This is a genomic window from Microcoleus sp. B9-D4, assembly GCF_036705105.1.
In the GTDB taxonomy this organism is placed as follows: Bacteria; Cyanobacteriota; Cyanobacteriia; order Cyanobacteriales; family Microcoleaceae; genus Microcoleus.
Window position 1 is genome coordinate 104675 of sequence record NZ_JAUBTS010000016.1, and the last position, 23858, is coordinate 128532.

The window sequence follows — 23858 nt, forward strand, 5'->3', positions numbered from 1 at the left end:
CAGAATTTTTGGATCAAGCGCTGACCTGCTTTTAGTCATCTTTAATTCAGAAGTTGGTGAGTCTGCCACCTTGGAACCCCCGAACTCTATTCGGGGGTCAGTGACTTTGAGGAATGCAGTAGCTTGTATCCCGATTAACCTTCCGAACTATCGGGATTTTCATCTGAGGCTACCACAGATAGCCCAGCCGCTGCAACTTTCACTTTGGCGTGCCGCAAGACGCGATCGCCCAGAATGTAGCCGCGTTCTAGTTCTTGGATAATTGTTCCTTCCTCGTGTTCGTCAGTTGGCTCGCTCAGCAGAGCTTCGTGGAGGTTGGGGTCAAACTGTTCACCTTCGGGGCGCATCGGAGAAACCCCGATTTGCTTGAGGCCGTCTACCATTTGCTTGTAAACGCTTTGGTAGCTTTTGTGAATGTTCATTTCGCCATCGGTTTGCGGCTTGATGTGCGATCGAGCGCGCTCGAAATTGTCAATTACCGGCAACAGGGGTTTAATCGTGAGACACCTTGCCTGTAAATCTAGCTCTTCTTTTTCCTTTTGGGTACGCCTGCGGAAGTTCTCAAAATCTGCTGCTAGGCGGAGATTTTGATTTTTCAGTTCTTCTAGTTGAGCCGATGTGGCTTGCAACTGAGTTTTTAAAGCCTCTTTTTCATCGTTGGCCTGGGCCAGTTCCTTCTTCCAAGGCTCCGCCGCGTCTGCAGTCGGACTGTTGGTTGAACTGCCGGTGACGGTAGGCCCCGATGCGTTTGCTGGGGTGCGATCGCCCTGAGCACTTTGATAAGCTCGAGCAAGTTCGAGCTCCCAATCGGCCGATTCGTTCGAGTTTCCTGATGCCGCCGGATTTTCGCTTGCCATTGGCGAACCCTCTGGGGTGGTTTCCCCTGTTGAGTTAGGATCTTGATCTTGCTGTTTTTCCTCGTCAATCATAAAAGCTGCGCGACAGAACCCTATCAATTCTAGCAGATACAGTTAACCCGGTAAATCTAGAGGACTCGAATTCACTGTGTATGGCACAATGTGAAAAGAGGAAGTCTCGCCCGATCTGGAGACATTGCTCAAAGCTTTCCATAAAATATTCAAAGCCCCGTTTAAATATTTAGGTATAATATTATTATGGCATTAATGGGGCAAACCCAACGTTTGTTGGTTCCTCATTTTTAATTAACGCGATCGCATTTACAACAATTTTTATAAGTAGATTTTGCTGTTAAGTCTACTACAATATTTCCCACTTGGGAGGCCAGATCTTTAAATGTTGGCTTCAAACGATAGTGACTTAAACTTATCATCGATCATGCTATTTTAGTCGCAAGCTGACGCTGGCATTTTTTACCATTTGCTGAGTTTCCCAATTCGGGATAAAGAGGAATTTGTATTGACTGACTAAGTAGGTAGCGGTGTGCTTTTGTAAATCTGATATTAGGTTGTTAATCTTGATGCGAATTGGGGCTGTGGTTTTTCTAATTCGATAGCGCCGAAGTCCCTTGAAGTCTCAAATTTCTGCCAACCAAATGAGAGAGATTAGTTGCTTTCGCTGACGCGATCATCTGTAGATTAGATTGATATCTAATTTGCCTATTTCCAACATTTCTGAACCGTCAAGCTTAGGTCACAAAGGTTCGGACACTAGGGTAGAATCAAAGTAATATTTACTGATCCAAAACTAGAGTCGATCAAAATTAGCGCTGGGGACTCATGCAGCCGACGATCGGGCAGTGACCGATCTCAGATAATTAATCAAAATATATTTCAAAAGGGCGATCGAGGCTTTCGTAAAAGCTATCATCACAGAACATAGCTCATCTTTAATTTAGTACAGCTAACCGCGCCACCACGGGCGCTGTAATTTGAGCAAACAATTTGGGAAAATAGAATTAGCCTGGGAAGGGGACACACCCCGCCCCGCTTTTCTCTCCCGGTACGGGGAACCCCCAAGTGATGTGCCCTGACGCTATAACGAGAGTATCCCGCAAGTTAATCAGGTAAGTAAGCAACTTAGCACTCAACGAACAAGATTTGATTGCAAGCATCGGCAAATCCCTCCAAGGTCTCGTCAATTTGTGGACGAAGCTTAGAGGGGACTGCGAGCTTAAACTTGAGAGATAGGGATTGAGCAAGAAAATGATAGCTGATCCATAAGCAAAGAATACGGGGGTTAAAACCCCGCGTTGGTTTTCCTCTCAGCACTTTTTGTGACTGAGTTTCCCACCTATTGAGTGTTTTTTATGACTAGCACATCCCCGCTGCGCTCCACATCCATAGTTTCTGTGAGCCAATTTACTCCGGCTATCACCAAGATGATTCAGTCGGGTTACGTCAACGGCGAGCAAGTGAAGCAAGCTCTAGTTGATAGCCGGAACTCCGGCAAGCGGTTGACGGAGGTATTAGAAGCACTTACGGGGCAGCCGTTGCCTCCAGAATTGCTGCGACTTTACAAGAAGCAGCAGATGTTTGAACGGAAGATAGTCTACGGCGTTGAAGCATTTGACCCGGAGATGAGCGAAATGTCTAACGAGCAACTCGGAGTTATGCTCGATGCGTTGAAGATTTCGATCGACATTTGTCACCAAGGTCGGTTTTTACCCGTAGCGAAGACTGAAACTGAGCCGGCGGCGGTTTTAGTGGCAATGGTAGATCCCGACAACCTCAACGCCATAGAAGATTTGCGGCGGATTTTACAGCCTCACGGCTTGGCTTTGCAGCGGCGAGTGATTACGCCGGATGACTACCAGGACATTACCTCTGCTTATCAAGACGAACAAGTTAAGAGGGAAGCTAAAAAAGCTGAAATCGAAAAGCAGAGAAAGATGGATTTAGGGGAGGGAGATTTTGGCGAGCTCTCCCTAGAAGAGGAGAGTAGCGACCAAGAAGACCTCGCTAACACCTTGGACGATGCTGAGGCGGCCCCCGTAATTAAGGCCGTCAATATCATTTTGGCTAAAGCTTTGTCGGAAAAGGTGTCTGACATCCACGTAGAACCTCAAGAAGAGTTCATGCGGATTCGGATGCGGAAAGACGGGGTGCTGCAAGAGTATTTCCGGTTTCCCAAGCAGGTAGTCGCATCGATTACCGCTCGTTTCAAGATTATTGCCAACCTGGATATTGCCGAACGCCGACAAGCTCAAGACGGCCGCATCCGCCGGGTGTTTGAGGGACGCACGGTGGATTTCCGGGTGAACAGCTTGCCTTCCCGGTACGGCGAAAAAATCGTGCTGCGGATTTTGGACAGTTCCAGCACTCAGTTGGGTTTGGGTTTGTTAATCTCCGACGAAGAAACTCTGGCTTTAGTGCGAGAGAGTGCTAGCCGTCCGTTCGGACTGATTTTGGTGACGGGGCCGACGGGTTCGGGCAAGTCAACTACTCTGTATTCGATTCTGGCGGAACGGAACGATCCGGGGGTTAATATCAGTACGGCGGAAGACCCGATCGAATATGCTTTGCCAGGAATTACCCAATGTCAAGTAATTCGGGAAAAAGACTTGACTTTTTCCAACATTCTGCGGGCATTTTTGCGGCAAGACCCTGACGTGATGCTGGTGGGGGAAACGCGGGACAAGGAAACGGCAAAAACGGCTCTGGAAGCTGCTTTGACGGGACACTTGGTGCTGACGACGCTGCACACGAACGACGCGGCAGGGGCAGTGGCGCGTTTGGCAGAAATGGGCGTAGAACCCTTCATGGTTTCGGCCGCTCTGTTGGGCGTGTTGGCTCAGCGTCTGATGCGGCGCGTTTGCGACAAATGCTGCATTCCTTACCAGCCTACTGCAGCAGAACTCGGCAAGTACGGTTTGTCGGCTTCTCAAGAAATTGATCTGACTATTTACAAAGCCAACACCATACCGGTGGAGGAAAGGAAGGAACTGGCAGAACGCGAGCAACTTTGTCGGAAGTGCGGCGGCCTAGGCTACAAAGGACGGGTAGGGGTTTACGAGTTCCTGAAAAATACTGAGCGGCTTCAAACTCTGATCACTCAAGGAGCTCCCACAGAGCAAATTAAGGAAGCAGCAGTAGAAGAAGGGATGAAAACGCTGCTTGCTTACAGCTTGCAGTTGGTGCGGGAAGGCGCGACTACTTTTGAAGAAGTCGAGCGGGTGACGTTTACAGACTCTGGCCTGGAGGCGGAAATGAAAGCCAAACGCAAGCAGGGACTTACCTGCAAAACTTGTCAGGCGGAATTGAAGCCGGAGATGCTGGATTGTCCGTACTGCTTGACGCCACGCTTTTTGGATTGATTCAGCAGCAGTTAACTGTTGACTATTAACTGTTGACTGTTAACTGAGCTAGATTGGTCAATAACTATCAATTTGATCGAGGAGAGGTATCTATGGGTCTGATGATTGAAGACGTACTGGAGTCCCTGGTAGAGCAAGGGGGTTCGGACATACACATCCAAGCGGGCGCGCCTATATTCTTCCGAGTCAGCGGTAAACTAACTCCTCAGACTCAATACGGCGACATTCTGTCTGCTGAGGAAGTGCAGATCCTAATTTTCCAAATGCTCAACAATATGCAGCGCAAGCAGTTGGAAATGGAGTGGGAACTCGACTGCGCTTACGGCGTTCGGGGATTGGCTCGGTTTCGCGTCAATGTCTACCGCGAGCGGGGTGCTTGGGCTGCTTGTATGCGGGCTCTGGCTTCTAAGATTCCTAACGCGGATGCTTTAGGCGTGCCGCAGATTTTGCGGGATCTGACGGAAAGACCCAGGGGTATGCTGTTGGTGACGGGACAAACGGGTTCCGGGAAAACTACTACGATGGCGGCTTTGTTGGATCTGGTCAACCGGACGCGGGCGGAACACATTCTAACAGTTGAAGATCCGATCGAATACGTGTTTCCCAATGTCAAGAGTTTGTTTCACCAGCGCCAAAAGGGCGAAGATACTAAGAGCTTTGCTAATGCGCTGAAAGCTGCTTTGCGCGAAGATCCTGATGTAATTCTCGTGGGGGAAATGCGGGACTTGGAAACGATCGGTCTGGCAATTTCGGCTGCAGAAACGGGTCACATGGTGATGGGAACGCTACACACTAATTCGGCGGCTGCAACGATCGATCGGATTTTGGACGTGTTCCCGCCAATTCAACAACCCCAAGTTCGCGCCCAGGTGTCTAACTCTTTGGTGGGAATTTGCAGCCAAAATTTGGTAATAAAAGTTGGGGGCGGCCGCTGCTGCGCTATGGAAATCATGGTAAATACTCCAGCTATGGCTAACTTGATCCGGGAGGGCAAAACTCCCATGATTTACTCCCAAATCCAAATGGGGGCAAAATTGGGTATGAGGACGATGGAAATGGCCCTCGCTGAACTTTACAAGAGCGGTAAAGTCACTTGGGAATCGGCAATGGCCAAGGCTTCTAAGGCTGACGAACTCGAACGCTTGATCGGCCCGGCACCTGTTGGTAGCGCCCCGGTAAAAGCTCATTAATTCCGTCAGCAGTCATTAGTCAGGAGTTCGCAGGCTGAATTAATGACTGATGACTGATGAGTCATAACTTTTAATAAATTTTCAGAGGTGAGCTGTGGCTACCAACGTTATCCGCCAAAAACCGAAAGGTGGCTTTGATTTCAGTAAGATTCAGGAGCAAATTGAATATAACCTTACCAGTCTTACTGTTAAGGATATGGCTATTTTTGCTCGTCAGTTTGCGGCTATGTTTAATGCAGGGGTGGCGATCGTGAGATGCCTTTCTGTGCTGCACGAGCAGTGTTCTAATGCTAAGCTGAAGCGAGCGCTCAGAAGCATGAATGCTGACGTGCAGGAGGGGATAAACTTGGCAGAGGCGATGGCTAAGTTTCCTGATGTTTTTGACCAACTGTTTATCAGTATGGTGGCGGCAGGAGAAGTCGGGGGGGTGCTAGATGAAACCCTAGACCGTCTGGCGGTGATGATGGAAAAAAATCACAAGACGGAATCCGAAATTAATTCGGCTATGTCTTATCCGAAGACGGTGCTTTCCATCGCGATCGTGATTTTTTTCGCAATGACCATATTCTTGCTACCAACTTTCGCTAAAATCTTTAAGGATATTGGTGCAGATTTGCCCGCTTTTACGGTGATGATGTTGGCAATTAGTGCATTTTGTACGGCTTGGCCTCCGATTCAACAGGTGACCGTTATTGGGGTAATTATAGCGCTAAAAATTGCCTTCGATATGTACTACAAAACTCCCATAGGTCGCCTACAAATTGATAGGATTGCGATGAAGTTGCCGATTTTTGGAGATTTGATCGAAAAATCTGCTGTGGCTCGGTTTTGCGTGATATTTGGGTCGCTGACGCGATCGGGGGTGCCGATTCTCAATTCTTTGGAAATTGTGCGAGATGTGGCGGGGAATCAGGCGATATCTAATGCGATCGAATATGCGAGACAGGAAATTCAAAGCGGCGGCATGATCAGTATTGCTTTGCAAGAACAAGCTGTTTTTCCGTCTTTGGCCATTCAAATGATGGCAATTGGCGAGGAAACAGGGGAACTTGACAAGATGCTGATGAAAGTTGGCGCTTTCTACGAAACGGAAGTGGAAGAAGCAGTAAAAGGACTTACCAGTATGCTAGAACCTCTGATGATTGTGGTCGTCGGTGGTATCGTAGGTTCGATTTTGCTGTCGATGTATCTGCCAATGTTCGCAGTGTTCCAGAAGCTGTAAAAAAAAGCTAATTAGTTATTAGTTATTAGTTATTAGTTAGTAGCAATTAACGCATAACCAATGACTATTTCAATCGTTCCCAGGCTCTGCCAGGGGCGAATTTTGGAGGAGGCATAGCCTCGATTAAAAGGAGAAAACAATTTGGAGGCAGAGCCTCCAAATCTTCATTACCAGGGTCTTCCCATTGGTGACAAGTTACGAAAATGTCACAAAAGTCAAGTAGGATAGGCAGACAGATTTAACTGCTGCCTAATCCTGGCTTTACGCTCCAGGGTAAACGCATCTTAATTTGAACCCCAAATATGCTACAGTTAAATCCGAATAAATTTCAATGTAGCCATTGTATTTTATGGGTGCTAAGCTAATCCGCATTTAAATTGCATAGTAAAATAAATTTTTCCTCTTGTGGGGAGTAGGGGTTGGGCCCGAAAGCCCGCCCTCAACATACAAATTAAATCCACAACAGCTTATCAATGGCAAAAGGTTTTACTCAAACTTTAAATTACCAACCAAAAGCAACCGATTCATTGCCTTCGGTAAATATCTTAAATGCCAGTTTTTCAGAAAATTTGGCTTATTTGAACGCTCCCAGAATATAAATAATAAAAAAATACTCAGAGATATTACAGGTGATCGCATATTAATTAAGGTATAATGGTGAGGGAAATTTTTTAAACATTTTACAGCATCATTCAAGCACAGCTCGTAAATTAAGGAATGAAAATTGAGTGTGATGCTGATAGCCAGCTAAGCACGATCGCTGGGGTTCCACCTAGTTGATTTATCTCCATCACGTACTCTTGCCTAGGGCGTGTTTTCAAACTATAACCACAACAGAATGCAGGCGATCGCGATCGTGGCTGTATAATTGGCAGGCTGCTTCTCATATCGAATAGCGATCCGACTCCATTGCTTGAGTCGGTTGATAGCACGTTCAACAATGTTCCGTTAGCGGTAGATTTGACGGCAGCCTTTTTCCATCTGCCTGAGTGAGGGATACCTGCCGGGAGTCCATTCCCCGTTTAACTGCTTGTTGGTCGCCCATCCCGTCTCCACCGCAGCCCTACCTCTGGAGCCTGCATTTTCTGTCATTTGTCAAGTACAATTTATACCAACTTAGATGCGATTACCCTGACTAATAACCAATAAATATGGTTCACTTTAACGTTGCCTTTCAACACTTTAACTCCTTCACCGACATTACCCTATCCCTGGCCAAAACTTTAGACCAAATGGGAATTCCTATTTCGGTCGAACCTTCAACAATAGCCTCTCCTCTCAGTCGCCATTCCACAGCAGAAGAAAACGACCTGCTAGCGAAGTGGATGAACACCACACCCTCAGATTTATTTCATATCAAATGGTCTCATTACTGGAAACCTTATTTTTTAAAAGAACTCAACGGACATCTCAACTTAGAACTTTTTGCTATCAATTACGAATTCGCAAAAAATCATGATGATTATGATTACTGGATTTACGATGCTGTTAACACTTCATCCCACAAACTAGCCGTCAGCCAATATTGTAAAAACGTTTTAATAAAAGCTGGATGTCCGGCGGCTAATGTATCAGTAATGCCTCTAGGTTTCAATCCTTTAATCTCGCAGATCTATTTTCCCAGGCCGCAAAAAAACCAAAAAGATGTAAAGTATATTCTGCACATGACCAATTCTTTTGATTTCTATAGATTTGGCACGGATCTGGCCATTCAAGCTTTTTGGGAAGAGTTTAAAGATGATTCTAACGTCGAGTTAATAATCAAAGATGGAGGTAAAAATCCTGATATTATAGTGGGACATCTCGCCAATATCGAAAAGCAGCTCGGCAAGTTAAAGGCAAAAATTCTGATCATCCCTAAATTTTCTACTAAAGCAGAACTAGCTGATTTATACTTGTCAGCCGATGCTTTTTTAGCTCCGTTTCGCGGCGAGGGTTTTGCGATTAAAATTTTGGATGCCTTTGCAGCAGGTTTGCCCGTTGCTATGACTATGTACGGCGGCCCGACTGAGTACGCCAATGCTGATAACTGCTATCCCATTGCTTACGATCTAATTCCCGTGGGAAAGTGTTACGATACTGAGTATCTAAAAATCAGAAATGCTCCTCATTGGGCCGAGCCAAATGTTCAGTCTGTTCGCGAACAGTTACGAAAAATTGTTGAAGACCCGATGCGTTTTCGGGTAGCTCAAAAAGCTAAAGAGACGGCGGATTTATTTAATTGGGAAGCTGCCGCTCAAAAATTGCTAGGATTAATGCGAAAGTTGTTTTAGGATCACAAATTATGGGACTCGAACGCAAAATGTTTAGGGGAATGTTCTCACCGGGGGAGGTGGTACGATTGAAACAGCCTTGTTTTACTCCGGGGCGATTGTTTGAGCCAGGAAAATATAACGCTGATGAGTTGCCGGATATCGCTTTTGATATGGGTTTGGTAGACCATTTGCCACGAGTCAAAGGCAACAGTTCAGAAAATCTCAATGCCCAGAACCCGCCAGATCAAAACCTTGAGGACTAAACTCCCGTTTGCAGTAAGGACTTCAGTCCTAAAAATCCCTGTTTGTAGTAAGGACTTTAGTGCTGAAAATTAAAATAAATAATCAAAGACTCAAGTCCTGACTGCCAAAAAGATAAAGCCCATTTAATCATTTTGCTCTATCTGGGCAATTAACTCTTTCAAAACTTGACTAGCTTTATCGTTCTCAATCTGACAAGTTCCGGCATTCTGGTGGCCACCACCGCCATATCTTAACATTAACTCCCCAATATTAGTTTTAGAAGTTTTGTTAAAGATTGACTTGCCAACTGCGAAAACAGTATTTTGTTGTTTCAGTCCCCAAAGTACGTGAATCGATACATTGCACTCAGGGAACAAAGCGTATATTACAAAACGATTCCCTGCATAGATTACCTCTTCGTTACGCAAATCCAAAACAACTAAATTATTATATACTTGGGCGCAGCGCTGTATTTGCTCTTTAAACTTTTCTTCTTGGTCGAAGTAGAGGTCTACTCTTTCTTTCACATCAGGAAGCTGCAAGATTTCCTCGATAGTATGATATTTGCAGTAATCGATTAACTGCATCATTAACTGATAATTGGAAACGGTAAACTCTTTAAACCTTCCCAACCCGGTTCGGGCGTCCATTATGAAGTTTAACAGCACCCATTCTTGCGGATGCAGAACCTCTTCTTGGGAAAATTGAGCGGAATCTGATTTGTCAACTGCCGTCATCATCGCCTCAGAAATATCAGGAAACTTTGCTTGGCCTCCATAATATTTGTACAATACCCTAGCAGCAGAAGCTGCATAGGGATCGATGATGTGGTTAATTTTGATTTTCTCGTGTCTAAGAGTTTCGCTGAAATGGTGATCGAAAGCTAGATGAACTCCCTCAACATAGGGTAAATTGGTGCTAATATCGTTATTTGTTATTTCGATTTTCCCATCCTGCATATCTTTAGGATGCACGAATTTAATCTCGTCGATCATATCGAGTTCTTTGAGCAAAACGGCACAGACTAGACCGTCAAAATCGCTGCGGGTGACTAATCTGTATTTTTTAGTGAGTGGCATATGCTTCTGTGATAGGGAGGAACTGATCACCAGCTAATATAACGTATTACCCGATCGCTTTCCAATATGAACGCAGACCCTTACGCTTGGATAGAGAAGGCCCTGGACACAGTTCGCCGTGCCCATTGGTATCGATCGCCAGAATCGATCGAAAGTTCCCCTGGGCCTGTGGTAAAGTTAGCAGGCTACAGCCTGATTAACTTTGCCAGCAACGATTATCTGGGACTTGCCGGCGATGACAGGTTAATTCAAGCTGCTATGGCTGCAACTAAGGAATTTGGTACGGGTGCGACGGGTTCGAGGTTGGTCAGCGGACACCGCGATTTGCACCGACAGCTAGAACAAGCTATTGCTAATTTAAAACAAACTGAAGATGCTTTAGTATTCAGTTCGGGATATTTGGCGAATCTAGGGGCGATCGCATCCGTTGTCGGCAAGCGCGATTTGATATTATCTGACAAGTACAACCATTCGAGCCTGAAAAACGGAGCCACACTCAGCGGTGCAACAGCCCTAGAGTACAGTCACTGCAATCTTGAGGATTTAAAAGCCAAGCTAGAGCAAAATCGCGCAAGGTATCGCAAGTGTTTAATTATTACCGATAGCGTCTTTAGCATGGATGGGGACTTGTGTCCGCTACCACAGTTGTTAGCTGTGGCCGAAACCTTTAACTGCATGGTATTAGTAGATGAAGCTCATGCTACGGGAGTTTTCGGTGCTAGCGGTGCCGGTTGTGCAGAACATTTCGGGTGTACGGGAACACCGCTGATTCAAGTGGGGACACTCAGCAAAGCTTTGGGAAGTTTAGGTGGTTACGTTGCGGGCTCTGCTGCTTTAATTGATTTTCTGCGTAATCGAGCTGCGAGTTGGATTTATACTACAGCATTGACGCCTGCTGATGCCGCGGCTGCTTTGGAAGCTGTCAGGATTGTACAGCAAGAACCAGAACGCCGAGTTCGGTTGCGACAAAATATCGAAACTTTCAAATATTGCGCGATTACCAATTACCAATTACCAATTAGTAATTCCCTCTCCCCAATTTTCACTCTTCCCTTAAAAGATGCAGCCTCCGCTTTAACAGTCGGCAGCAAACTCAAGGAGATGGGTATTTTTGCTCCGGCGATTCGGCCTCCGACTGTAAGCGTGAGTCGAATTCGGATTTCGCTAATGGCAACTCACGAGCTCGCACACCTTCAGCAGTTGGTAGAGGCGCTGAAGCAAGTTTTGAGTTTGTAGTAAATGTTGGGTACGTCATAAGTAACTTACCCTTTGAGTCAAGGTTGTGAGATGGGGATAATTTCTACTTCTGCTTTCTGCCTTCTGCTGCTCTAGGCTTCTGCTGCTCTAGCTTTCGGCCTTCTGCTGCTCTAGCGTTCTGCCTTTTTTTTTGATTGTCAAGATATCGCTATTGACTTATGCCCAATCTTATACAGTAGTTTGGTCGATCGGTCAACAACTGTAAATTTTTTGTAAATTTAGATACTTTTTGGAATTTAGCGCTATATTAGAGAAGTAGCAGGTACACCAAATTTAATATAAGGAACGTCCACCATGAACACAAATCGTCAAAACGTAAAAAAAGTAGCAGAAACCCACCGCGCTAACATTCACAAGCAACTGATGCACCGCATAGAAGTAGCGAGATCCAGTGGCAATCAAGATTTGGTTCGGGTGCTTGAAGAGGAAATGAGACAGCTTTAAAGAAGCTGCAACTAGAATTTGCCCGTAGTTTGGTTTAGAGGGTTGTGCGAGAAATGCAGAATTCCGGCAACCGCTACCTGTGAAGTTTTGACTCCTCTCTTAGTTGGTAGGAAAAATCCCGGTTTCTTGAAGAAACCGGGATTTTTTATTGAACTTTTGGGTGCGCCCCAGCGCACGTTACCCAGGATAAAAAAGTGTTGAGTTCAAAACTCAAAACTCAAAACTTTTTATCTTCCTCCGACTACAACATTTTTAATCCGCAAATGGGGGCCGCCGACACTTACGGGCAAACCGCTCTGGCCGCCTTTACCGCAACCGCCGTAGGCATAAACCGAGTCGTTTCCTATAGACTCAATATCCTTTAAAGTCTGAAATACATTGCCGCTTAAAGTGACATCGCTCACCGGTTCGGCTAATTTGCCGTCGCGAATCATGAACCCTTGAGCCGCCGCAAAGGTAAACATTTCGCCGTTGGTTTGTCCTCCCAACATCCGCACTGCATAAACTCCTTCGTCAATGTCGGCAACCATTTCGTCAAAGGAATGTTCGCCCGACTCGATCGCAGTATTAGTCATCCGCACCAAAGGCATAAAAGTAGCGCTCAAAGCCCGGGCATTTCCCGTCGGACTTTCGCCCATTTTGCCCGCAGTCTCGCGATTGTGCATCCGAGCGGCTAAAACTCCATTTTTAATTAAATGCTTGCACTGAGCCGGCACGCCTTCGTCGTCGTATTTCAAAGTTCCGGGTAATCCCGGCACAGTTGCGTCGTCAATTACATTTAATTGTTCGATCGCCACAGGCTTGCCCAAAGTCAACAATTCCTGCATTTTTGGGTTTTCGTAAATGCCGTCTGCTTCCGACAAATGCCCGAAAGCTTCGTGAATAAAAACCCCCGACAAATAAGGGTCTAAAATCACCGGATACTGACCACCTTTCACCGATTTTGCCTCTAGTTGGCCTACAGCTCGAACGGCAGCACTCTTAACACGATCTTCAATATTTGTCAAGACATCGTAATCCGATCGCGAGTGAATCGACTCAAACCCTTGGCGGACGACACCGCCCTCGCCGCGGGCGATCGCTCCGAAACGCCCGGTCACGTCCAAGCGCTCTTGAGCGATGCAAGTCCCTTGAGAATTCACAAAATAAGTAATCCCAAATCTGTCGCTGTAACCGGCCATTGTCGTCTGAATTCGCGGGTCATAATCTAACAGCAACTGGTTGTAAGATTCGAGCAATTTCCGCTTTTCGGCTAGAGTAATAGAGCGCGGGTCGCGGCCCAATTCCACCGCTACATAATCTTGAATCGGGGTGACATCTGCTAGTAGAGTTTTTTCGCTACCAACCAAACGAGATTGCACTACAGCTTCTTCAATGCGGTCTTTTAACTCATCTAAACCGTTAAAAGTTACAAAACTCCAGCCACCTTTGTGACAGGCGCGGATGCCGCCGGCGAGACTAAAACTGCGGTTGACAGCATCTAACTGAGGGCCGCGAAAACTAATCGCAGTTGACTCGCTTTGTTCGAGGCGAACTTCTAGATAATCTACGCGATTGCGGTAAGGTGCGATCGCTTCCATCAACTGTTCTTGCATCAAATTGCCCCTATGAATGATTCGGCGTAGCGCTGAAAAAAATTATTGCTAACCTTATTTTAGCTAATAACTCGCGTCTTTCGGGTGCGCGTTCCCCCACCGCTCTGGTGCTGCAGCGCGCACCCTACCCGATAAATGGCGAGTCAGTCGATTTGAGATTTAAAACTTTGTCCACACAACTGATGATTAGAAGCTTGCCGATCGCCGACATTCGGCGGGCGCCCTAGAACACAAAAAACTCGCGCCCGCTTGCCAAAAGCCCGGTATCGCGGAAATCTTGCATCTGCCTAGAGAAATCAAACTAAACTAAATCTATCTAAAGACGTAAAAACATACCTTAACTGCCGGCCGATGGAATACTTTAAGGTTAAAAAATTCCAAATTTCACCGTATTTAGCAGCAATTTCGGCATCAATAGCAATTTTGGTCGGAGTTGGCATTTTAGATCGATCGGAACAGCGGCGGTTTTTTCACTACAACCGCGCTAGCACCCTCGATCGCCTCAGCACAGTCCGTTCAAAGCTGGAAGGCTCTTTGAATTCCCGCCTGTTTTTGATGCGGGGTTTGGGGGCTTACATTTCCAACAACCCAAACATCACCGAAGGCGAGTTTACAGCGACGGCGAGAATTCTGGTGGCACAGCAACCGGGCATTCGCGCCATAACTTTAGTTAAAGGCACGACGGTCGCTTACATTTATCCGCGGGACGGAAATGAATCGGCGATCGGAGTTGACTTGACGGCGCTACCCGAACAGCGGGAAATGGTCAAAGAGGTCATCCGAACCAGAAAAACTTTGCTAGCCGGGCCCGTGAAATTATTGGAGGGGGACGAGACTTTCATCAGCCGATCGCCGATTTTTCTCACACCCTCCGGTGCCGAGCCTGAAACAGGAGTTTACTGGGGCTTGACAGGTCTGATCATCGACAAAAATTCCCTGATTGAGGAAGCAGGACTCAACGACTCCTCAGCGAAGCTGCAATACGCTCTGCGGGGCAAAGACGGTTCGGGAGCATCCGGGCCTGTGTTTTTCGGTGACGGGTCAATTTTTGAGCAGAATCCCGTGCTGCTGGAAGTGACTTTGCCCAACGGTTCCTGGCAGTTGGCAGCAATTCCGGCGGGGGGATGGCGTGCGAATTCGCCGTTTCGGGGGTGGCTGCTCTTTGGAGGCGGCTTGCTGGCTGTTTTCACCGGGGCGGCGGTATTTAGCTGGGTGTACGGCCGTGCGAAACTGCGGGAGAGCGAAGTTAAGTACCGGCTATTAGTTGAGAATGCTAACAGCATGATTGTGCAGTTAGACAGTGAAGGCAAGATTACTTTTTTTAACGAGTTTGCTGAAACTTTTTTCGGGTATTCAGAAGCAGAAATCATCGGCAAAAGTGCGATCGGTACAATTATACCGAAAACAGATTTATTTGAAAGTGACCTCGCGACAAAGATTCGAGACTGTTTGGCACAGCCGCAAAAATACTTCCAAAACGAAAATGAAAACATCCGCAGCAATGGAGAAAGGGTGTGGATAGCGTGGACAAATAAACCTTTACTAGATGCGAAGGGAAATGTGGCAGGACTGCTTTGTATCGGGACGGATATTAGCGATCGCAAACAAGCTGAAATCGCCCTGCAAGCTTCTGAAGCGGAACTGCGAGCTTTGTTTGCTGCCATGAACGATGTAATTTTTGAGCTCGATATTGAGGGACGGTTCCTGAAAGTTGCCCCGACCAATCCCCAATTATTGTACAAGCCGACTGCAGAATTTGTCGGTAAAAAAATTAACGATTTATTCGACCTAGAAAAGGGAGATTTTTTTTTGGAGCAAATTCGCACTGCCCTCGCTACAAATCAAACCTGTACTTTTGAATATAACCTGGAAATTGCTAGGGTACAAAAGTGGTTTGCCGCTACCATTTCACCAATGAAAGAAAACACGGCTCTGTGGGTGGCTCGCGACATTACAGAGCGCAAGCGAGCTGAAAATTGGTTAACGGGTCAGAAACAAATTTTAGAAATGATTGCTAAGGGCGCTCCTCTGGGCGATACTTTAAATACTTTAGTTAAACTTATCGAGCAGCAATCTAGAGATGTCATCGGTTCGATATTGCTTCTAGCCCCTGATGGCGAACATTTACTACACGGAGCCGCGCCCAGTTTGCCCGACAGTTACAATGCGGCTATTCATGGCATAGCTATCGGCCCGGATGTCGGTTCCTGTGGCACTGCTGCCTTTAACCGCCAACAGGTGATCGTTACAGATATTGCCAGCGATCCTTTGTGGAAAAATTATCGAGATTTAGCCTTGAGTTTTGGACTGAGAGCTTGCTTGTCAACTCCTATTTTCTCATCTCAGAGTCAAGTTTTGGGAACTTTTGGAATATATTATTCCCAACCGCGTAGCCCTCATTTTTTTGAGCTGCAATTGATAGAGGCGGCGATGAATTTAGCAGGAATTGCGATCGAACGCAACCAAGCCGAAGAAAATCTCAAACAGCTCAATCAAGAACTCGAAAAGAGAGTAAAACAGAGAACAGCTCAATTGATGCAAACTGAAGAACGCTGGCAGTTAGCACTCAAAGGCAACAATGACGGCATTTGGGACTGGAACTTGCAAACAGGTGAATTTTTTGTTTCCGATCGCTTTAAGGAAATCACTGGTTACGAAGATAGTGACATTAGCGATTACAATAAGACATGGAATACGAGTTTACATCCCGATGATTTAGTGATTTCTCAGCAACTTCTTCAAGAACACTTGGAGAGAAAAACCCCGCATTACATCACTGAATACCGCTTGTGGTGCTACAACAGCGCCTACAAATGGATATTGAGTCGGGGACAAGCTTTGTGGGACGCATCTGGAAAAGCAGTCCGCATGGTTGGTTCAATTACTGACATTACTGAGCGCAAACAAGCAGAGGAAGCACTGCGGGAAAGCGAGGCAAAATTCCAAAAGCTGTCTGCTAATGTGCCGGGAATAATTTATCAATTTTTGTTGCGTTCAGATGGCTCTTTCAGTTTTCCTTACATAAGTGCTGCTTGCCGAGAACTTTTTGAGTTAGAACCAGAAGATGTTCTGAAAAATGCCGTTTTGGTCACAGATTTGATTCATCCCGAAGACCGCCAAAATCATGACAAATTTGTTGCTATTTCAGCCCAGAATCTGCAACCTTGGGAGTGGGAAGGACGGATGGTGCTGCCCAACGGCAACATTCGTTGGTTTCAGATAAATTCGCGTCCTGAAGCTAAGGAAAACGGCGATATTCTTTGGGACGGCATCGCCGTTGATGTTACCGATCGCAAACAAGCTGAATTAGCATTGCAAGAAAGCCAGCAGTTTATTCAAAAAGTAGCGGAGGCTACTCCCGGTATTTTGTATCTCTACGACTTGGAAGAACAGCGAAATATCTACACTAATACTTCACTGTTCGGGCTTTTGGGATATACCCTTGACGACATTACAGCGATGGATTCGTCACTCATGCCTCAGTTAATCTACCCCGAAGATTTGCCTAAAATTGTGGAACATCACGCGAGCTTTGCAGAAGTTGAAGATGGCGAAACTAGGGAAATTGAGTACCGGGTACGGGGAGCATACGGTCAATTGTTGTGGCTGCAAAGCCGGGATACTATTTTTAGTAGGAATGCGGAGGGTCAGGCTAAGGTAATAATTGGAGTTTCCCAGGATATTACGACTCGCAAGCAAGCAGAGGAAGCACTGCGGCAAAGCGAGGAACGAGAAAGAGAAAAAGCCAGAGATTTAGAGTCAGCTCTGCGGTCATTGCGCTCTACTCAAACTCAACTCATTCAAACAGAAAAAATGTCTTCATTGGGGCAATTAGTTGCCGGGATAGCTCACGAAATTAATAATCCCGTTAACTTCATTCACGCTAACATTGATTATCTCAACCAGTATACAAAACAGTTGCTAGATCTGGTGACTCTTTACGAAGATGAGTATCCCGAACCTAATTCAAAAATTGTCGATCGCATTCAAGAGATAGATTTGGACTTCATGGCTGAGGATTTAAGAAAAGTTGTCGGTTCGATGCAGGTAGGAACCGAGCGCATCCGGCAAATTGTGTTGTCCCTCAGAAATTTCTCGCGGTTGGACGAATCCGCAATGAAGCCGATCGATATTCACGCGGGAATTGAGAGCACTTTGTTAATTTTGCAGCACCGCTTGAAGAGTCGGGACAGCCGCCCGGAAATTGAAGTAATTAAGGAGTTCGGGAAACTGCCGCTGGTGGAGTGCTATGCGAGCCAACTGAATCAGGTGTTTATGAATATTATTGCTAATGCAATTGATGCTATTGAAGAACAATATCAAAAGTTATCCGTTCGGGAAGCAGATACGAGTGGCCGGATTTCTATTTGCACTGGTGTAACGCCCCAGAACACTGTGATAGTGGAAATTTCGGACAATGGTACGGGCATTCCGCAGGGGATAGTGGATCGAATTTTTAACCCGTTTTTTACTACGAAAGCTGTGGGGAAGGGTACGGGGTTGGGAATGTCTATCGCGCACTCGATTGTGGTGGAAAAGCACAAGGGTAAGATTGAGTGCATTTCTTCCATAGGATGCGGAACAACTTTTAAGATTGAGATTCCGATCGACAAAGTGTATAAATAGTAGGGTGCGCCAGTCGATTTGAGATTTTAGATTGAGTCCACAGTGGTAGGGTGCATCAGCAGTTCTTGATTTTCAGGCGTAGCGCCCCGAGCCAGAGGCTGACTCACCCTACAAGTTAAGGACTAAAATAGACGGAAGCTGCGAATGAAGCGGTGCTGCATCAAACCTTTAATTGTATAAAAATTGACATGATGGGATTAATCCTGGAAGCGCTGGAAGCAATGGGACAGAATGTCCGCTGGATGTCTTGGAATTTGTTTTTGGCTTTAGTGCCGCTGGGCCTGAGTTTTTGGCTGTTCCGCAAACCTCGATCGCGCTGGCTGCTGTGGGGTACGGCGTTTCTCCTAGGCGCTACTTTTTTGCCCAGTACGCGCCATGTTTTAGGCTATCTGAAGCATATTGTGCAAGATGTGGGTAAAACTTACGTTTTGGGGGCGATCGCGATTACACTGGCACTGATGGCTGTAGACATCTGGGTACTGCGGCAGCGCGGAGTTCGCTCTCTCCGGTGGTGGGGCGGTTTTTTCTGGTTTATCGCATTTTTACCCAATGCACCCTACGTTTTAACTGATATCATTCACCTGATCGAGCAGATTAAACAGGGGAACTCGGTGTGGATTGTGACTCTAGCTTTGATCCCGCAGTATCTGACGTTTATGCTGATCGGGTTTGGGGCTTACGTGCTGTCGGTGATGAATTTGGGTTACTATCTGAAGCAACAGGGTTTGAGTAGATTTATCCTGGTAACGGAGATAACTATACACGCACTTTCGGCGATCGGCATTTATTTAGGACGATTTATCCGCTTCAATAGTTGGGACATTCTGACTAACCCCGATGCGCTGGTTAACACAGTAATGAACGATTTGATAGGTAAGCGTCCGGTTTTAGTAATGGCTGTCACTTTTGTAGTAATTGCTGTTTTGTATTGGCTAATGAAACAAGTAATTTTAGGCATTAGCCAACGATTTTATAGGAGCGAATTGCAGTCGGACTTGGCCGGCGATAGCGCAACTTCTTCCAGCTAGAGCGATTTGAGATTTGAGATTAAAGAATTGATTCAACAGATGAATCTAAGAGCTTGAACTAAGCTCCCAATTTTTTTCTCTCCACCAGTTAACTCGGAAAACAAGTTTCCGTCTGTGGGTGAGACAAATTTTTTCGCGAAAGTCGGACATAAATTACTGCTGCAGTTTGTCACAAGACTTGATATGTTAGAACAGTCAAAGTAGTTTTGTAAACAGCAAAGATGAATCGATTTGACCGTCAGTTGTGGCAGAGATTTATTGCGATCGCTCAACCTTACTTTTATCCTTTAGAGCCTGGGGGTGGCAGAATCTTTTTAGGATTAGTAGCGCTGTTGTTGATATTTCTCTTCGCTGCGATGTTTGTGCTCGTCAGCGCTGTATGTTTGGGTACTCAAGTCTTATTTCCAGAGGCTTTTAACGCGGTTGCGGCGGGCTTAGCTACTTTGATCAAAGGAATTATCTACTCACCGACAATTGCGATCGTTGGTTTAATGCTAATCCTCCCGCTGGCTGCTTTTGTCTTTTTCAGAAGCAAGTTGATACCGCGCTGGAAGCAGTGGATAATGTTAGCTCTGCTGCTATTTTTGTCACTTTCAGTTAGCGGAATTAACGTAGTCATTAGCTATATTAGTAATTTTTTCACGACCGCCCTGGCTGAAAAAGATCAGATTACTTTTTGGCGGTTTATGTGGGTTTATGCTGGAGTTTTTATTATCGGTACCCCGATAGTTGTTATTTACGGCTATACCCAAGATAAACTGGGATTGTACTGGCGAGAGTGGATGACTGATAGTTTCCTGGGTAGTTATTTTCAAAACCGCGCTTATTACGAAATCAATTCTCAGAAGGAAATCGACAATCCCGACCAGCGGATTGCTGAAGATATCAAATCTTTCACTAGCACAAGTTTAGAGTTTTTGCTGCTGATATTGGGGGCAGTGATCGATATTATTTCTTTTACAGGCATTCTGTGGTCTATTTCCAAAGGTCTTTCGATCGGACTAATAATTTATGCTGTCTTTGGCACGACAGTCATGGTATTTTTTGGCAAAAGGTTGATATTTTTGAACTTCAATCAGCTCTCCAAAGAGGCTGACTTTCGCTATGGTTTGGTTCACATTCGGGACAATGCAGAATCAATTGCTTTTTACCGGGGAGAAGCACAGGAATCTGTTCAGGTGAAACACCGATTTTTAGAAGCAGTTCGGAACTTTAATTTCCTAATTGGTTGGCAGCGAAATCTGGGATATTTTAGAGTGGGCTATAGATATGCAACTTATATTATTCCCTCTTTATTCCTGGCTTCTATCTACTTTGCAGGTGAGATCAGATACGGCGATATTACTCAAGCTGAATTTGCTTTTCGTCAGGTTTCTGAGGCTTTTTCTTTGGTTGTATATAGGATTGAAAGCTTGAGTTTATTTGCAGCGGGGATTAATCGTTTAGCCACGTTTAATGAGTCTTTAAGAGAGGAAAAAAGTGCTGTTAAACTCGACCTCAGAACAATCGATACAGTTATAAGTTCGCAATTGACACTGGAACACGTTACTTTAGATACTCCGCACCATCAAAAGACTTTAATTAGGGATTTGTCGGTAGCCGTGTCGCCCGGTGAAGGACTGTTAATTGTCGGGCAAAGCGGTGCTGGGAAGAGTTCTTTGCTGCGGGCAATTGCGGGTTTGTGGGAATCGGGAACAGGTCGTTTGGCGCGGCCGGAATTGGGGGAAATGCTGTTTTTGCCACAGCGTCCTTATATGATTTTGGGTAGTTTGCGATCGCAACTTCTCTATCCCAACAGCAGCAGCGAGGTTGATGAGGAAAAATTGCGCCGCGTTTTGGCATCAGTAAACTTAGCAGATTTGCCGGACAGATTGGGCGGTTTTGATGCGAATTTAGATTGGGCGGAGATTTTGTCGCTGGGAGAACAGCAACGTTTAGGTTTTGCTAGATTGTTATTGACGGAACCGAGATACGCTATTTTGGATGAGGCGACAAGTGCTTTGGATTTGAAGAACGAGCAACATTTATACGAGCAGTTGCAAGCCACTAAAACTACGTTTGTGAGTGTCGGGCACCGAGTGAGTTTAGTGAAATATCACCAGAAGGTTTTGGAACTTCTGGGCGACGGGAGTTGGCGGCTGCTTTGGGCCCAAGAATACCGCGCTAGTGCGACAATTTTTGGCTGATACAGCGCTGCTTTCAAAAATTGTGAACTTTACGCGCTTGTTGGTTCGCGGTGGGTTGTGGTGCGGTTGGATATTTATGGTTTGGTGCTTTGACACTCCTCGGCCTGAAGGCGCGAGGATTCTTGAGAAATTTCTGACTCAATATCCCTGTTTCCAGGGTTCCCAAACTCATCACGTTTGCTCGCCCGGCGTGATGATCTCTTTTGGGCGTTTAGGTGCAAGCACCAGGTTTCGCGGAGTCCCCGCGTACCAATTTCAAAGCTCGATCTCTAATCGTTTTTGCTGCACCGATATCGGCGTGTTCATGATATCCACATTCAGTGCAAATGAACTTTTCACCATCTCGATTAGACTTGTCGATATGACCGCATTTCCGACATTCTTGGCTGGAGTATTTGGGATTAATTTTGATTACGACCTTTCCTTGCTTTACAGCCAGATACTCAATCTTCAAAATTAATTCACCCCAACCTGCGTCAGAGATAGAACGGTTTAAACCTTTCTTCTTTGCTTGCCCATTTTTCAGAAATCTACCTGTTTTCTCCTCAAGTTTTACTCGGCAGCGGCGCATCATTCCCGATATATTCAAATCCTCCAAAGCTATGCCATCAATCTTGCGATCCACAATTTTCTTGGCGACTTTCCAGTGGTGAGCTTGACGTTTATTGCTAATCTTTTGGTGTAAAAGCCCCACTTTCTGAGCTGCTTTTTTGCGGTTCTTGCTACCTTTAGCTTTTCGACTGACTCGTCGGGACCTGATTCTCAGGGTGCGTTTAGCTTTCTTCGTAGTTGAGAACTTGGGATTTTCGATTTGAGATCCATCTGACAGATGGACTAATTTAGTGATTCCCATGTCGCATCCAACTATTTTGACGACATCCTTGAGAGGTTTTGTAGTGTAATCGGGAACAGATTTGTCCTCAATGCGGAGCGATACGTACCAGCCATTTTGCCGTTTTCTCACGGTACAGGCTTTAATGGTAAAACCGATGGGAATCGGACGTGAGCTGTGAAAACGCATCCAGCCCAACTTAGGTAAATAAATTTTGTTACCTTGTATTTTCACCCCCATCACAAAAGTGAAGGATGTAAAGTTGCTGCGGTTCTTGAACTTGGGAAAACGCAGACCTTCAAAAAAGTTCTTGTAAGCAGTGTCTAACCGTTTGACATTTTGCTGTAGAACCGTTGAGTCTATTCCGGCAAACCAAGGTCTAGCCGCTTTTAACTCTGGCAATGCGGTAATTTGAATGTCGCCTGGGTTGCGTCGAGGGTTTTTGATTTTGCCGTCTTTATCTATTTTTTCGATCTTCCACGGCGATCCAGTTGCACCGTTTCTACTAACGCAACTGGTTAACGGGCAAGCTTCACTTTTTGTCCTAATTTCGCAATAGTTTCCTTGTAGGAACTGTTGGCTGTATTGAGTAATTATGTCATTCAGTTAGAGTCGATAGAGGCGTTGCCACCTCTACCTCTCCTTCAGAACCGGACGTGAGACTTTCACCTCATCCGGCTCCTTGATAATACCATCCTTGTTATGGATACGATTTAAGACACGCTATCGGTTTTGACACCTTCTTTATCGTGTATTGACCCATCTGTTGCTGTCTTTGCGTCGTGGCAGTGTTTATGCAGAAGTTGCAGGTTGTCGTAGGTATCTCTCCCACCTAATGATGTCGGTTTAATATGGTCAACTTCTACAACATCTGTACTGGTAAAGTACAAACCACAGTGAGAACAAATACCCTTTTGACGCTTGATTAATGATGCAACCCTGTTAGGAGTTCCTGGGTATTCACCTCTACGTTTGCTCCAATAAGTCCAGTTTCCATCAAACGGACTAGCAACACCCTTTACTTTGATATGCCTTACGATTGGCGTATCTGAGTGCTGTGTTAGTTCTATTCCGTTCTCGGTACTAAAACACCAATTGCGGTCGCCTACTGTTCGCCAGTATTTATCCTTATTGATGTTCCCTTTTCCCCTCGTTCTTGCCCAGGCTCTTAACTTGTCATAAGTTAAATGGTCAACCTTGTTAAAGGTTTTCTTACTTACAACTGTCGAATAATAGTTTGACCATCCCCTAATTATCGGATTGAGCTTGCAAATTAAGGCAGCTTGAGGGGTGGTTTTATGGGTATCTATTACTTCGGCAATTTTGGCTAGATGAGCCTTAACCTTGGCTTTTGAAGGGGTGATTAATGTATTAAAACCTAGCTTAAAGTGTCCATTTGATGCTGCACGGTAGGTACCTACCTCATGCTGCTGTACATGGAACCCTAGAAACTCAAACCCAACATTTCCATCTAATTTGTTAAGGGTGTGGGTTAATTTTGTCTTGCTTGATTTTAATTCCAATCCCATGTCATACAACCATTCTGCAATTATCTCCTGACATTTCTTGACTACGTTTAAATCCTCATGGATTAGTCGGGTAAAGGGATTACATCGCTGTAACCCCCTCCCCTCAAAACCGGACTTGTACCTTTGGGCACATCCGGC

At 45.6% G+C, this 23858-nt stretch carries 16 protein-coding genes; 10 read left to right on the forward strand and 6 right to left on the reverse strand.

What is annotated here, in order from left to right; genetic code table 11:
• Nucleotides 1-134: 134 nt before the first annotated feature.
• The gene (grpE, locus tag QUB24_RS12670) at nt 135-929 is read right to left on the reverse strand and encodes a nucleotide exchange factor GrpE (protein WP_333153502.1); all 795 of its coding nucleotides are present in this window, start codon (nt 927-929) and stop codon (nt 135-137) included.
• A gap of 1298 nt (nt 930-2227) precedes the next feature.
• Between grpE and QUB24_RS12675 the strand changes: the two genes are divergently transcribed.
• From QUB24_RS12675 to QUB24_RS12685, 3 genes are all read left to right on the forward strand, one after another.
• Nucleotides 2228-4234 (forward strand): GspE/PulE family protein, encoded by a 2007-nt coding sequence (locus QUB24_RS12675; protein WP_333153503.1) that lies wholly within the window; start codon nt 2228-2230, stop codon nt 4232-4234.
• Between the two features lie 92 nt (nt 4235-4326).
• Nucleotides 4327-5424, forward strand: a complete 1098-nt coding sequence (locus QUB24_RS12680) for a type IV pilus twitching motility protein PilT (protein ID WP_333153504.1) — start codon at nt 4327-4329, stop codon at nt 5422-5424.
• A 94-nt stretch (nt 5425-5518) separates the two neighbouring features.
• A complete protein-coding gene (locus QUB24_RS12685) occupies nt 5519-6646 on the forward strand; it encodes a type II secretion system F family protein (protein WP_333153505.1) in 1128 nt (375 codons plus the stop codon).
• Nucleotides 6647-7594: 948 nt separating this feature from the next.
• Here the strand turns inward: QUB24_RS12685 and QUB24_RS12695 are convergent.
• Nucleotides 7595-7738, reverse strand: a complete 144-nt coding sequence (locus QUB24_RS12695; RefSeq protein ID WP_333153518.1) for a hypothetical protein — start codon at nt 7736-7738, stop codon at nt 7595-7597.
• Between the two features lie 59 nt (nt 7739-7797).
• Between QUB24_RS12695 and QUB24_RS12700 the strand changes: the two genes are divergently transcribed.
• Together QUB24_RS12700 and QUB24_RS12705 are read left to right on the forward strand one after the other, a co-directional pair.
• The gene (locus tag QUB24_RS12700) at nt 7798-8919 is read left to right on the forward strand and encodes a glycosyltransferase family 4 protein (RefSeq protein WP_333153506.1); all 1122 of its coding nucleotides are present in this window, start codon (nt 7798-7800) and stop codon (nt 8917-8919) included.
• A gap of 11 nt (nt 8920-8930) precedes the next feature.
• The gene (locus QUB24_RS12705) at nt 8931-9164 is read left to right on the forward strand and encodes a hypothetical protein (RefSeq protein WP_333085107.1); all 234 of its coding nucleotides are present in this window, start codon (nt 8931-8933) and stop codon (nt 9162-9164) included.
• A 123-nt stretch (nt 9165-9287) separates the two neighbouring features.
• On the opposite strand, the gene QUB24_RS12710 is transcribed toward QUB24_RS12705, so the two are convergent.
• Nucleotides 9288-10223 (reverse strand): exopolyphosphatase, encoded by a 936-nt coding sequence (locus QUB24_RS12710; RefSeq protein ID WP_333153507.1) that lies wholly within the window; start codon nt 10221-10223, stop codon nt 9288-9290.
• A gap of 66 nt (nt 10224-10289) precedes the next feature.
• On the opposite strand from QUB24_RS12710, the gene bioF reads away from it, so the two are divergent.
• Together bioF and pirA are read left to right on the forward strand one after the other, a co-directional pair.
• Entirely contained in the window at nt 10290-11459 is a 1170-nt protein-coding gene (bioF, locus tag QUB24_RS12715) for an 8-amino-7-oxononanoate synthase (protein ID WP_333153508.1), read from the forward strand.
• A gap of 315 nt (nt 11460-11774) precedes the next feature.
• Complete coding sequence (pirA, locus tag QUB24_RS12720; RefSeq protein ID WP_172185012.1) at nt 11775-11924, forward strand: arginine synthesis PII-interacting regulator PirA; 150 nt, start codon at nt 11775-11777, stop codon at nt 11922-11924.
• Between the two features lie 227 nt (nt 11925-12151).
• Here the strand turns inward: pirA and QUB24_RS12725 are convergent, their stop codons facing one another.
• Complete coding sequence (locus tag QUB24_RS12725; protein ID WP_333153509.1) at nt 12152-13519, reverse strand: TldD/PmbA family protein; 1368 nt, start codon at nt 13517-13519, stop codon at nt 12152-12154.
• Between the two features lie 351 nt (nt 13520-13870).
• On the opposite strand from QUB24_RS12725, the gene QUB24_RS12730 reads away from it, so the two are divergent.
• The 3 genes from QUB24_RS12730 to QUB24_RS12740 all read left to right on the forward strand — a co-directional run bounded on the left by QUB24_RS12730 (nt 13871) and on the right by QUB24_RS12740 (nt 21359).
• On the forward strand, nt 13871-18145 hold the full coding sequence (locus QUB24_RS12730) for a PAS domain S-box protein (protein ID WP_333153510.1): 4275 nt from the start codon (nt 13871-13873) through the stop codon (nt 18143-18145).
• A 188-nt stretch (nt 18146-18333) separates the two neighbouring features.
• Complete coding sequence (locus QUB24_RS12735) at nt 18334-19173, forward strand: DUF1361 domain-containing protein (RefSeq protein WP_333153511.1); 840 nt, start codon at nt 18334-18336, stop codon at nt 19171-19173.
• A gap of 221 nt (nt 19174-19394) precedes the next feature.
• Nucleotides 19395-21359 (forward strand): ABC transporter ATP-binding protein/permease, encoded by a 1965-nt coding sequence (locus QUB24_RS12740; RefSeq protein ID WP_333153512.1) that lies wholly within the window; start codon nt 19395-19397, stop codon nt 21357-21359.
• Between the two features lie 211 nt (nt 21360-21570).
• Here QUB24_RS12740 and QUB24_RS12745 read toward each other — a convergent pair whose 3' ends face one another.
• Both QUB24_RS12745 and QUB24_RS12750 read right to left on the reverse strand, forming a co-directional pair.
• Nucleotides 21571-22593, reverse strand: a complete 1023-nt coding sequence (locus tag QUB24_RS12745) for a transposase (protein WP_333153513.1) — start codon at nt 22591-22593, stop codon at nt 21571-21573.
• A 311-nt stretch (nt 22594-22904) separates the two neighbouring features.
• Nucleotides 22905-23858, reverse strand: a 954-nt coding sequence (locus QUB24_RS12750; protein WP_333153514.1) for a group II intron maturase-specific domain-containing protein, incomplete at its 5' end; no start/stop codon positions are given.

What these genes read in the sequence shown, in the direction of transcription:
- grpE (WP_333153502.1), bottom strand. Translation starts at nt 929, where the DNA reads ATGATTGACGAGGAAAAACAGCAAGATCAAGATCCTAACTCAACAGGG.
- QUB24_RS12675 (WP_333153503.1), top strand. Translation starts at nt 2,228, where the DNA reads ATGACTAGCACATCCCCGCTGCGCTCCACATCCATAGTTTCTGTGAGC.
- QUB24_RS12680 (WP_333153504.1), top strand. Translation starts at nt 4,327, where the DNA reads ATGGGTCTGATGATTGAAGACGTACTGGAGTCCCTGGTAGAGCAAGGG.
- QUB24_RS12695 (WP_333153518.1), bottom strand. Translation starts at nt 7,738, where the DNA reads ATGACAGAAAATGCAGGCTCCAGAGGTAGGGCTGCGGTGGAGACGGGA.
- QUB24_RS12700 (WP_333153506.1), top strand. Translation starts at nt 7,798, where the DNA reads ATGGTTCACTTTAACGTTGCCTTTCAACACTTTAACTCCTTCACCGAC.
- QUB24_RS12705 (WP_333085107.1), top strand. Translation starts at nt 8,931, where the DNA reads ATGGGACTCGAACGCAAAATGTTTAGGGGAATGTTCTCACCGGGGGAG.
- QUB24_RS12710 (WP_333153507.1), bottom strand. Translation starts at nt 10,223, where the DNA reads ATGCCACTCACTAAAAAATACAGATTAGTCACCCGCAGCGATTTTGAC.
- bioF (WP_333153508.1), top strand. Translation starts at nt 10,290, where the DNA reads ATGAACGCAGACCCTTACGCTTGGATAGAGAAGGCCCTGGACACAGTT.
- pirA (WP_172185012.1), top strand. Translation starts at nt 11,775, where the DNA reads ATGAACACAAATCGTCAAAACGTAAAAAAAGTAGCAGAAACCCACCGC.
- QUB24_RS12725 (WP_333153509.1), bottom strand. Translation starts at nt 13,519, where the DNA reads ATGCAAGAACAGTTGATGGAAGCGATCGCACCTTACCGCAATCGCGTA.
- QUB24_RS12730 (WP_333153510.1), top strand. Translation starts at nt 13,871, where the DNA reads ATGGAATACTTTAAGGTTAAAAAATTCCAAATTTCACCGTATTTAGCA.
- QUB24_RS12735 (WP_333153511.1), top strand. Translation starts at nt 18,334, where the DNA reads ATGATGGGATTAATCCTGGAAGCGCTGGAAGCAATGGGACAGAATGTC.
- QUB24_RS12740 (WP_333153512.1), top strand. Translation starts at nt 19,395, where the DNA reads ATGAATCGATTTGACCGTCAGTTGTGGCAGAGATTTATTGCGATCGCT.